We start from the raw sequence: 12,368 nt of genomic DNA on the forward strand, positions 1-12,368 counted from the left end.
TTTTCAGGTTATCAACAAGCAGTATACGAAATCCCATAAAATTTAACACCAAATAATAGTAAAGGAATTCAAATGGAATCAAATATTATTTTATTCATAAACATTTTATTATCAATGATTTATAAACAAATATATGTATATTTCCATTAACGAAAACAATCAAAAATCTAAACTGTTCCGTTATGAAAAAATCAAATTATTTCGCAGCTTTTATTTCACTATGTGATTTCATCAAAGAAAATGACCTTAAACGGAATATCGCTATCCTTAAAAAGCGGATACGCCATTTCGGTCAATTCAAAATCTTTGTAATCGTGGATAATTCCGCAAAAACCTTCTTTTTGGAAGTGTTTCAGGAATCCATAGACCACACTCTCGGTCTTTCCGCTTCCGGCAGAACCAATGATTGATGCACCACGTTTGATGTTGTCCAGTTTAAAGTTACCTTTTGTAGTGGCAAAATTGACCTGATATTTGGCATTCCCATTTTTAGGTTTGTCCGTTTTATGCAAGAAAACATACATCCCTATATTAATTAAATCAGAGGACAAACAAAATAAAGTGCTACTTGCACCAATGGTAATTGTTCAATTAAATAATATACAAAAGCGCTAATCAATAGAAAATTGACGACAAATGCATATCTGCTTATCCGAAATATTCCATAGAAAACACTGCTGGCCAAACCAATAATAAAAAGTACAGTTACGAGATTGTCCATTTGCATGATTTCAAATTAGATTCCGATGGAACTCGATTTAATGGCCACTTCTGCCCCACGTCGTAGTCTATTAAAAATTTTCATTGCCAATTGTGCCTGTGAAACGGGAATACTCGGCATCATCGGGATGCCACTTTTGCCCATTATTTTGAATGCCAATGCTTTTTCATCGGTGGGCAGTTTCATCAACGACGCAAAATAGATTTTAGGATTTTTGATAAACTCCTTTCTTGCTTTATAGGTTTCTGCGAAGTTCCTTTGATAATCAAATGTCTTGTCAAAAGTCTTTTCTGCTTTTGTAAAAAAACCATCTCTATCAAATCCCCGTTTTACCGTTTTACCATTTAATTCAACGTCCGAAGCTTTGTATTTACTTCCTGGGGACAAGCTGAATTTATTGGAAGCATCCTTACGGCTCACAATTATATGGATATGACTTTGGTTTCCTGCCTTTGGCATTCCTTGTACGATTCGTTTTCCGTTCTGTTGGTGTGGTGCTTCTCTTTCGAGTTTCACAATTTCTTTTTCCAATTTTTTCACATTCCCTTCTGCTCGCCCATCTTGCACATTTCGGATTTCAGTTTTAAGCTGAAGTATTTTTGTGGCATACGGTTGGTTTTCTTTTATCTGAAAGTCAGTTCCTTTAAATGTTCGCTGATGTTCAATTTTTGCATAATACTTTATGTCGTCTATGGTTATCGGTCGTCCATTGATTTCACGATTAAACGAAGCCACATAATCCTTCATAATCTCACGGGTGTATTTTTGCAAATCCTCACTATGGTTCTGCAACCGTTTCAGTTCGTATTTAGATGGGCTTACGGTAATAGAATAAAACCGTGGTTCGTGCTTTTCGAGTTTTGCCGTATTGCCATCAATTTCCCTAACCACTTCCTCTGCTGAAATCTCGTCGCCATTTTGATTAAAAAAATGCTCCATATCCTGCTGTTCCAGTCCTTGGTTTTCCTTCTCCAGATAACCCACAAAATCAGCCGAACTTTTAGAATAATTACCTCCCATTTTTTGAGCTGTGATTGTGATATACATCGTCTATAATTCAAAGTTCATTTTTAAGATTTTGCTTTTACCGCTCCGCTCTCCCTTTGGTCGTGAATCTCGTAGCCTCGATTTCGCGAAAGCGTACTTCCTTATTTTTTTCGGCATATTTCTTTTCCAATATCAAAGGTTTTTTTGTTGGTTCTTCGGTTTGAAATAAGGATTGAATCATAGCGACCGTTGGTTTGGTTTGCGTCTTTTCCACATCTCGCATTATAGCAATTACTGCATTGATTCTTTTGAGTAACTTGGCTTCTATGGTTCGTCCAGTAGGACCTAATTTTTCTTTTGGCGATATCTCATTATAGAAGAAAAAATCAAGAATAGCTTCCATTGTTTCCGTATGGGTCTTGAAGTGCTTTTTTGAAAATTCTTGAAAACGTTTAGCGGTTTTCCTTTTGAACCTGATAGTGATGAATGAATCCATTTTCTTTCGCTTTTTTTTGTGTTTGACGTAAATCCATCCCTGTTTACAGGCTGTTTGAGGGCATTTGACGCAAATAGAAGAAATTTATATAATCCATTAATTTTCAAGTGCTTGAAATTCAATGGTTTATTTGCGAAAAGGAATACGTAACGTGGCTTTGCCCGTTACCCTCTTGCTATTCCATTTCGTCCCGATACCTCAGGACAAAACTTCATACAATCTAGCTAATCCTGATATATCGGGAGCCAATTGCCCATAAGGAAATTTATAATTTCCAAAATGCAAAATTAAGATGGATACAGTTATCAGCGAAAGTCAACAATGGATAACTATATAAAATCATTATGCTGTATGACAGCGAAATAAAGATACATTTTTTATTTGAATGGAAAATAATTGAACAAAAATAAATTATCAAAAACTTTGAATTGGAGAGGACTTATTTAAATAATTTGAGATAAGATTTACTTAAATCCTGTCTGGTTGAAACTGAATTGTTTGGAAAACCGGGAGTTAATACAAGAGTCATAAAATGATCATCTATATATTCTCGGATTTCAAAAAAGAGATATTGACCAACTTTCAATGGGTAACATTCAAATCTGCGAAGATGTCAGGTTGATTTTACAGGAAATTGAAAATAATTAGACTGCTAAAAATATTGAAAACTATGAAGATAGCATAAAGCCGCAGAAGAACATAAATCTGAAAGTGTAAATTTTTCATTCTCTAAAGTCAATAACAAACAACTTAATAAGAAATTAAGTAGAAAAACAACAGCATTTTAGTCGTGTATAAGACATAGATTATTCCTCGCAGATTGGGAATATTTTCTGCGGAATCCTCCAGCGTAAATATGTAATTGACTAGATTAGGGGAATTCTACCCAACAAATCATTAATGTAAACTTATGGTGAATTAAACCAACTACCGTAAATGTGATGTAGTTGACAATAAAGTTATGAAACTCTATCTTGCACAAAAACAAAAGATGATAATAGATAAGCTTCATTTCGAAAGGCAGCTGAATAATATTAACCAAATTCTTTGTAAAAAAGACTTTAATGTGACTTTATTACGTAAAATGCCACTTAATAACTTTAAAAAAGAAGAAATTTTAAGCCACTATTCTCTAACTTTTCAAAACTTTCCATTAACTATAGAAAATTCATCTAATGAAATAGGCATTTCACATTTTGCAACCGAATTTTTTGAATTTTATTATGAGTTGGTTGATATGAATCGAGCGGTTTCGCCGCAAAAGGAAAAAGAAATTTTAAACAAAAGACAGACGTTTATTCCAGAAAACAATTTAGAAACCATTGAAATTTTCATTGATGAATTCATACATTCATTAATTTATAATTACGAAAACTTTCTTTCCAATACGATGAAACAACATTATTTCGTCGGAGTAAATAATGAAGTCAAAATTTTACTCAACATTTTAAAACGTTACAAAAGCATCCTAGAGGATCAAACAAAACAAATAGACATATTTTGGAGCATCAGACTTGATAAGAAAATTTCAGATTTGGTTTTAGAAATGTTAATTGAATTTATTGAACAAAGACTAAGTATACTTACGATTTCAACGGACAATATAAACTTTGAAAGCAAACTAATCTATATACAGAATGAAAGTTCAAGCATAGAATGGAATGGCTCCCAACAAGAACTTTGCGAACTAATATTAGAGTTAGAGAAGAAAGAATGGATAGCAGAAATTAGAACTGGAGATAGAAGAAAATTCGCAAATTCAATTACGAAGATTTTTAATTTAGATAAAACAAAGAAAAGTAAAGGCTCTAACTCAAACAATTCCTTTTATCAGTTATTGAAAGGAGAACATATAGATAATACCAGAACTTATCCATTTATGGAAAAAGAAAATTACGAGAAAAAGTTTAGCGGAATATTAGACCTAAAAAAAATACAAACTGAATAAAGACACATCATACTTCAATGGTAAGTGTTGTACAACCTTTATAAATGCAGAAAAAACGAACTCATTTAAGCCCTTTTTTAGGTCGAGCATTTCGGAGTAATTGTGCAATCCAATCTGTGAGTGATCAAAAATGAATGTAGTTTTCTTTCCTTACAGAGATTATGCCAAACAAAAAGCGAAACTTATTGATTCCTCAAGCTATTCGATTATAAGATCAGGACATCCTTCGCCATTTAAGCGCGAATAGAGACCTTTGGTGTAGAGACAAATGTTTTATTACAACTAACTCTCTATTGGACCAAGTTGATGCGACTCTAATTGATTCGGGATAAAAGCAGGAACCCTTTTAATTGAATCATTTTCAATGGATAGCTTTTTTGTGGTTTTATTGCAGCTGAATGCAAGTAGGAGGAAATTTAAAACCACCAACAACGTAATAATTAGAGAAATGGTCATGATCATAGTTTGTTAGTTTATGTCAGAAAATTATGACGATTTGGATTTACGAACATAGCAAATTTTTGATAAAGTCTATCATAATAACTCAAAAACTTAATAAAACGTTAATTCCTCAAAGTTTATGTCACATAATTTTAAAAATTTTGTGCCACGGATGCTGTTCAGATAAGAAATCTAATTATATTTATTTTTGCTGTACTTTTTTGAAAGTGACTGCATCTAAGTTATTTTGTAGCCATTCTGTTAATAAGCATTCCTTGATCGTCTTAAAGTTGAAGTTTGTAGCTGTTGGCGATCATTCTATCATTAACAAGGATTTCCTTAAAATTTATGGCCGTACTATTGATGGTCTTCAGAGTTGTTTTTCGCGGTAGTCTCATTTGCACCCAAAAGTTCATTTTTTCCTCAGCAATTGTGTCCTTAAGGGTTTCGTCGGTACTTTCCGCCAATGGTACTCAATTACTTTTACTTCAAAACAACGGTATTGTGGATCGACTTTTCTCGTGTCCAGATCCTCCTGGATTGAACTATCTTTCATGACCATAACAGCAGAGATCAATGGCACTCACTGAATGCGAATGGCAAATACAACGCGTTGGCATTATTTTCTGTTTTAAGCCTAAACTAATGACCGAACAAGAAATAAATATGCACTGATCATTACCAGTGGAAGATTGTGGAATAACAATATTCTGACAATTGGAACCACATCAACGTGAGCAGGAAATCTGTTTTGCTTTCGACTTGAACCATCTTGTGCCCCCATTGCACGCCAGCTGAATCAGCCAGAATGTAATGTCAGGCTGCATCGTAATTATGATATGTTTTCTTTGAAGTAATGTACTTATTATATCCTGAGCGTTTTCCTTTTTATTGGAAATGCAAAATCGGAGTTTTATTATATCCCCCACTTATCAAAAGCAACAAGAGGAACATAGTTGCCCATCAACATTTCTTCATTAATTTACTTCCCATAGTGCCTATCGCCGTTACCTTTTCGAAAACCGAACCCAAAATTTAGATCGAGTAAGGACTTATAAAAGGGAGGCACGATCGGTTATGCAGTCCGTCTCGAGCTAAATTTTAAACTTTGTGAAGAAAACGGAATAGTGATTACTTGTTTAAGCGGACGCTATTCCAAAGTTGATCTATTATCAATCTCGAGAAATATCCCACATATTATTACAACATATTTATACGGTAAATCCCTAAACTTTGGAATTGGGTCCAAGATTTTCAGGGAAGCGCATTGCCCAAAATGGAGCTTTTCCTGCCCGTCGAAGTCATTCAGGCGGGCGCGGAATGGAGTGACAATGGGCTGAACGGCATTGGAAAATAAGCTTTAGCTTTCAGACGACATTTAAAATTGGAGTCGAGTTAAATTTTAAATATACACACTGGAATTCCAATAAAAAAACATAAAAACTGACAGCCATTTGATTCAAAATGAGCACATTTCATATATATTATTGAAACCAGGAACCATATACTCATATAACTTGCATCACTTATATTAATCCCATATCTTTCGGCCACTGAAAATAGTCGTATGTTGAGTAAATTCAGTAAAACGTAAAAACCCTGACACACCAGGTCGAGTTAAACTTACAAGAACTTAATAAACAACATTAAATAGTTATGAAAAACATTGGGTTGATTCTTCTTTTGCTGCTAACAATATCATGCTCAAGTGATGATGATTCGCTTCCCCAGAATTCAAGTCCTCAAGAATTAAAATTAGAATCCGTTAACTTTGATGGGAAAAAAGTCACCATAGACTGGAATGATGTCCAAGATGCCGACAACGATAATATATATTACAGTTTATATATTAATTCAATTTTAGTAGAAGAAACGACTAAATCCATTAGTACATCTTTTTTACAATATAATAATGAATATGTGGGAAGAATTATTGCTACAGATAAAAATGGAGGGGTTTCGGAATTAGAATTCACCTTTAATAGCCCTCAAAGTAAAATACTCTTCTTTGCTGACTCTGCTGGCAACTTAACGGCATATGATTTGATAACGGACCAAATTCTATGGGAATCTGAAAACTCCTTTGTCGAAGCTCATACCGCAGACAAAAATGTCATCTTTACTGGCCAAAATGGAATTAATGCCCACGACATCCTCACTGGTGAAATCCTTTGGACAAGCACACCAAGCATAAACTACAATAAGCAATACAGAAACATAATTACTGATAAGACCAATATTTATGCATTTGATGCAGACTCAAATTTACATTGTATTACTGCAGATGGTAAAACTAAATTATGGGAACGTAGCTTTCTGAGATATTATGCCTCATTAGCTATAGGTGAGTCAAAAATATATGTTTCTAGTACTAACGATGACAATCTTTATGCACTCAATAAAGATTCAGGAACAACTGATTGGAGCTTTCGTATTGATAGCCGAGGCACATCAGGAGTGACAAAAATAGAGACAAACCCATTAATAGTTGAAAATAATATTTATTTTGGTGATAACAAGGGGCGTTTTTATTCATTTAACAAGAACAACGGTGCCTTAGCTTGGACCTTAGAGTTAGCTGAAAGTGTTATAAGTCCAGGATTTTATGATAAGTTTTATGCCTCCCCAACCATTTACAAAAACACCATTATTGCTGCTACTTACAATACCTTATATGGTATTGATAAAGAGAATGGAACGATTAAATGGAAACATGACAGAAGTATTGGAAATATAGAGTCATCACCCTTTGTGTATAATGACCAAATTTATTTTGGGTTTTCCAATAATGGTAGCGGTGGATTGGTATGTTTAAGTGCAAATGATGGCAGTATGAATTGGACCTATTCTCTACCCCACAATACAACCACCTCTCCAATTGTTTTTGAGGACACTGTTTACATTGGTGATTGGGATAAAAACTTCCACGCTGTTAATGCCAGTACGGGGGCTTTAAAATGGATGTTAAAAACTAAAGCATTTATTATAAGGTCACCAACAATTGTTCTTGGAAACAGTGATACTGTAATTTACCCTAGTTCCCACGGCCTGAAAAATTAAAAAACTTCATAAAGAAATCAATGATAAAGAAAATTGCCACCATAGCTTTGATGATATTTGTACTTTTCTCATGTTCAAATGATAATGAACCCGATGTTCCTGCTGTTTTAAGTTCAGAAAACATAATTACTTTCTTTAAACTTACGATAAATGGTGAGGTTTTAAATGGTGTTATTGATCAATTAAATAAAACTATTAGTTTTGAATTGGCAGGAGCTGAGCTCATGGGATTAAAGCCGATAATAGAATATTCTGACAAAGCTAGAATATCACCATCTGAAAATGATGCTCAAAATTTCAATAATGAAGTAGCCTATACTGTATATGCCGAAAATGGAACCTCAAGCGTTTATAGGGTTATTGTCAACAATAGACCGCTAAGTACTGAAAATGATATCATTTCCTTTTCAGTTCAAATCGATAATGATACTATTGAGGCAGAAATTAATCAAGATTCAAATATTATCGATTTTAACACGGGATCACTAGATAAAAGTGCTCTTATTCCGACTATATCTATTTCTCAATACGCCACTATTTCACCTGATCCTTCAATTGCCCAAAATTTCGAACACCCAGTCACATATACTGTGACGTCAGAAAATGGAGTTCAAAAAGAGTATATCATATTCGCCAATATGCCTAAACTGCGAGATCAAAACACCGCAGGTTACTATATCAGGGCTACCATGATGATTTCTGGCCAATTTATATCCCCAGACGAAGCAGGAGCTGAATTTTTTCTATTTGATGGTTTAAATAAGTATCCCCTACCAGTATTAAAGACCGATAATTATAATTCTGAAGAGCGGGTCACATACTTTAACATATATACAAAAATTCCTGAAAACGTACCTACTTACAACAACTATAGATTGGTATATAAAACAAATTCGACTGAGATAAAATCGAGCTATTTTATTGATGTAGTTGCGGAAAATGCTCCAAAATTCATATCACTAAACCAAGAAGAATATGATAGAAATGATATTTTAATAATCACTGGGGAAAATATAACGGAAACCATCGTCATACCATCCAATGGCTCATTATTTCTAATAAGAAATTCCAATAACTATGATTATACCGTGAATAGCGATAAAACAGAGGCAACTCTAACGCTTAATTATTCATATTTATTTCCTTCCTATTTTGGCGATCCACCTTCTGAAAAAACTATAACTTTTTGGGGGCCCCATAGACGCGTAGGTGAATCAAAAACTACCATATTCAATTAAATAGTAAACTTAAATGGCATAAATTAATTGTTGGAAAAAAAACTTCCTAAAACAGTATGTCCTGTTCAATTTTCATCTCTGTTCATGCATGAACACTTAAATCGTATGAATATATTGATTGCTTGAAGAATTATAGTCATTTCGCTCATCTTTAATACCGTGTAGTTTTAGTGAAGTTTAACCCATATTGAACAGACATTAAAGTTTTCAATAATTTCATTCTGCTACACTTTACTTTTCAGACTTTCCTTTCAACAAAATTCTTAAATAGACCAACTATCCTCAAAAAGAACCACATCATTTTTGATCGATTTGGTTCCGGAGTAGATCCTTGGTGTTTACATTTAATCCTAATTTATCTTCTCTCCTTTGGTGGATTAAAAGAAACATAAACATTTCAAAAATTGAATGTTTAGTGATTTCATTAGCAAACCAATATTTAAACCAAGTTAGAATCCACAAAAAAGGAGAACGATCCGTTATGCCGTCATTCTCGAGCAAAATTTTAAACTTTGTGAAGAAATGGATGAATGAGTTCTTGGCCAAGCGGACGCCATTTCAAAGTTGACAAATCTCAATTGCGAGAAATGATTATAAAAATACTGACCGAATCTTTATACGGAAAACCCCAAACTTTGGAATTGGGTCCAAGACTTTTTTAATGAAGCGCTTTGCCCGCAATGAAGCTTTACGAGAAATGGAGTGGCAATGGGCTGAATGGTTCTTGAAATTTCAATTAACTCCTCCACGTAAAGTTGAAAGTTAAAGAATGAAGCCAATTGATAGTTTAAATTATTTCCAAAACACAAACTATTAGTATGTCAATTTCGATTTATCTAAACCTAAATCTCTCTCTAAATCTTTATAGCCCTGCTTTGATCTTACATTTTAATAGAACCTATGCGGAATATACTTTGCGCAATGGAAACGTACAGAAGATAATTTATGTTTAACGCTCTTACCAATAAAAGAAGTTTACCCTGCACTATCCATTAAAGTAATAAGCGTTAAAACTTGTTCGGCATCTTGTGGACAGATGAATCTGAAGCAGGTATAATGATGTTCTCTTTTCGTTTTATAAAATCAAGGCACCCCAGGCGAAGGAACATGTTCTTGTCCAGAATGCGCTGTTGGATGTAGTCTACTTCTGCCAGGGCTGCCTGCCCCCGGAAGGTTGCCTGCCTGAGGAGCCTTTGGATCTTTCGGTCCTTATGGTCTTCCCATTGATGGTCCGTGAGCAGTGCCAGGTATTCATCGGGCGTAAGATCTGTTGCGCGGTTTTCCTTGATATGCTGCAGGTGTAGGTCTGCCATGGCACCCAGTCGCATTTGTTTTAGTTTTTCAACAGTTTGATTGTTGTTCATAATTATAGAGTTTATTGATTAAATTTTTATTTATTTATTGATATGCCGAAGCTCCCCTAAGATTCTCATGCACGGGGATATGGGGTCTGTCCTCTTCTATGTCTTGGTAGAACAGGGAAGACTGATCCAAGTTGTTCTTCAGGATGTTCTTGATGCGCTGGTATGCGACCGCATCTGCCTGTATGGCCCTTTTGCATGCGCTGTCCAGACGTTGTGAGCCATAGGCCCTGTGCAACTGGATAAGTCCCATGGCACGTTTGTAGCCGATCTCGGGATAATCCCCAGAGGCAATAATTGTATCGATACAGGCCTCTACATTTTTCCCGTGCAGGGCAGCTTTCTTTTTAAAAAACTCGGGGCTCCAGTCCATATAATATTGATGGGTACTGCTCAGGTGGTCGCGATCGGTGTTGTAGTTTCCCTTTCTGGGATTGCGCTTGTGCAGGGCTATCCGCTGTTGGTTGTAATACACTTCCACTGTGGTGGTGGTATAATGGATCTGGGTCGGTTGGCCTATGTAGCGGTAGGGTACACTATAATAGCTTTTGTCGGCCAAGAAGTACTCATATCCCATCTTCTGCACCTTGGCACGGCAATAGTCCTTAAGCTGGTAGGGACTTGTCGGGAGTGATTTTAAATGGCCCTTTTCTATGGACTGGAAGAGCTCTAGGCGGCTGGCCTGCTTTCTTTTGAACAGTAGGTTGTTATAGGCCGTCAACAGCTTGCGGATCTCTTTGTTGAGCTCCTCCAGGGAGAAGAAGGTCATATTGCGCAAAGGATAATAGATGCGCTGGTAGGCAAGATGGACCGCATTCTCCACAAGGGCCTTGTTCTGCGGGGAATAGCCACGGGTCGGGTTGATCACACAGTTGTAGTGCCTGGCAAAGTTCTTGAAACTGCGGTTGATATCTGCCTCATAGCGACTGGCACGGGTTACGGCCGACTTTAAATTATCGGAGACGATGGCCTTGGGAACGCCTCCATAAAACTCCAGGGCATGACCGCAGCAGGTAATGAAATCTGCTCTCTTTTGGCTATGGCAGGCTTCCACATAGGTGTACTGGCTGTTGGGCAGGATGGCCACGAAGACTTCCACCGCGATGAGCTCCCCAGTGGACCGGTCCACAATATGCAGCTTCTTGCCCGCGAAGTCGATGTACATCTCATTGCCCGGATCATGTTCCAGTTTCATCGAGCCCTTGACCTTTGCGTGTTTGCGGTTGTAATCCTCCATGAACTGGGTATAACTGTAGGGTTCCTTGGCAGTCTGTACATATTCCTGATAGTGGAACAGAAAGGTAAACCCGGGATGGTTCCGTGCCTTATTGATACCGTCAAAATACAGCATGAGCTCCTCATAGCGGGGATTGGCTATGGTGGTACTGGAAGGGAAGAGCGCCTCAAGGGCTACATTGTCACTGGCCAACAGTTCTTCGAGAGAACGGGTACTGGCCTTGAACAGCCGCACATAATTGTTTACCGTGTTGCGGGATATTCCCAGGGTAGCACCTATTTTACGGTTGCTGAACCCATCAATATATAGGGAAATGATTTGTTTTAAGTCCATTGGATCAAGTGTGTTGGCCATATCGCATACTTTTAAGCGATAAGGTAATTAATACTTGATCTTTCAAAGTCGGTACAGTGGGCCAAATCTAAATGTGGCACAAATCGAACCGATATAGACTTTTACCAAACAGGCAAAAGTGGCACAGTTTGAACCGAAATGCCTGGCACTATGAAACCGAAATCACTGGCACAAATCGAACCGAAGTAACCACGGTGTCATAGTTGATTAAATGCTTCCCCCCTTCTTTGTTAAATAATACTTTTGGCTGATAGGTTTATCAGGAATCGTAAGTGATATTAGCCCCATCTCTATTTACAGATTTAAATAATTCCTTCTGAAATTTCTCCTATCTGTAAACCCTAATTTTTTTCTTGTAATTCACTTCTATTATGAATCCCAATAAATACTTTTAAAAGTTCATCAACTTCAGAGATGACTTGGGGATATCTTGCCTGATGGCAATTTAATCCTTAAAAAAATATCCGAAAACTGAAACCAATCTTTAAGATACGCTTAAAAAATTCTATGAACCCCAGAACTCAA

8 protein-coding genes and 1 pseudogene are annotated in these 12,368 nt (G+C 36.1%); 3 read left to right on the plus strand and 6 right to left on the minus strand.

Annotated elements, in window-relative coordinates:
- Positions 1-224: 224 nt before the first annotated feature.
- From MWU32_RS03940 to MWU32_RS03950, 3 genes and pseudogenes are all read right to left on the minus strand, one after another.
- Positions 225-721 (minus strand): annotated as a pseudogene (locus tag MWU32_RS03940) (type IV secretory system conjugative DNA transfer family protein); the annotation flags it as partial.
- Between the two features lie 15 nt (positions 722-736).
- On the minus strand, positions 737-1,768 hold the full coding sequence (gene mobB, locus MWU32_RS03945; RefSeq protein WP_246937990.1) for a MobB family relaxase: 1,032 nt from the start codon (positions 1,766-1,768) through the stop codon (positions 737-739).
- A 37-nt stretch (positions 1,769-1,805) separates the two neighbouring features.
- Positions 1,806-2,204 (minus strand): BfmA/BtgA family mobilization protein, encoded by a 399-nt coding sequence (locus tag MWU32_RS03950; protein WP_246937992.1) that lies wholly within the window; start codon positions 2,202-2,204, stop codon positions 1,806-1,808.
- 961 nt (positions 2,205-3,165) lie between these two features.
- Here MWU32_RS03950 and MWU32_RS03955 point away from each other — a divergent pair.
- Complete coding sequence (locus MWU32_RS03955) at positions 3,166-4,152, plus strand: hypothetical protein (protein ID WP_246937994.1); 987 nt, start codon at positions 3,166-3,168, stop codon at positions 4,150-4,152.
- Positions 4,153-4,877: 725 nt separating this feature from the next.
- On the opposite strand, the gene MWU32_RS03960 is transcribed toward MWU32_RS03955, so the two are convergent.
- Complete coding sequence (locus MWU32_RS03960; protein ID WP_246937996.1) at positions 4,878-5,060, minus strand: hypothetical protein; 183 nt, start codon at positions 5,058-5,060, stop codon at positions 4,878-4,880.
- A gap of 1,189 nt (positions 5,061-6,249) precedes the next feature.
- Here MWU32_RS03960 and MWU32_RS03965 point away from each other — a divergent pair.
- Both MWU32_RS03965 and MWU32_RS03970 read left to right on the plus strand, forming a co-directional pair.
- Entirely contained in the window at positions 6,250-7,653 is a 1,404-nt protein-coding gene (locus MWU32_RS03965) for a PQQ-binding-like beta-propeller repeat protein (protein ID WP_246937998.1), read from the plus strand.
- Between the two features lie 20 nt (positions 7,654-7,673).
- The gene (locus MWU32_RS03970) at positions 7,674-8,891 is read left to right on the plus strand and encodes a DUF5018 domain-containing protein (RefSeq protein ID WP_246938000.1); all 1,218 of its coding nucleotides are present in this window, start codon (positions 7,674-7,676) and stop codon (positions 8,889-8,891) included.
- Between the two features lie 1,007 nt (positions 8,892-9,898).
- Here the strand turns inward: MWU32_RS03970 and MWU32_RS03975 are convergent.
- Both MWU32_RS03975 and istA read right to left on the minus strand, forming a co-directional pair.
- Positions 9,899-10,255, minus strand: a complete 357-nt coding sequence (locus MWU32_RS03975) for an ATP-binding protein (RefSeq protein ID WP_246938002.1) — start codon at positions 10,253-10,255, stop codon at positions 9,899-9,901.
- A 34-nt stretch (positions 10,256-10,289) separates the two neighbouring features.
- Positions 10,290-11,843: an IS21 family transposase gene (gene istA / locus MWU32_RS03980; RefSeq protein WP_246938004.1), complete on the minus strand. Its 1,554-nt coding sequence runs from the start codon at positions 11,841-11,843 to the stop codon at positions 10,290-10,292.
- Between the last annotated feature and the right edge of the window lie 525 nt (positions 11,844-12,368).

This window comes from Gelidibacter sp. F63206, assembly GCF_023015735.1.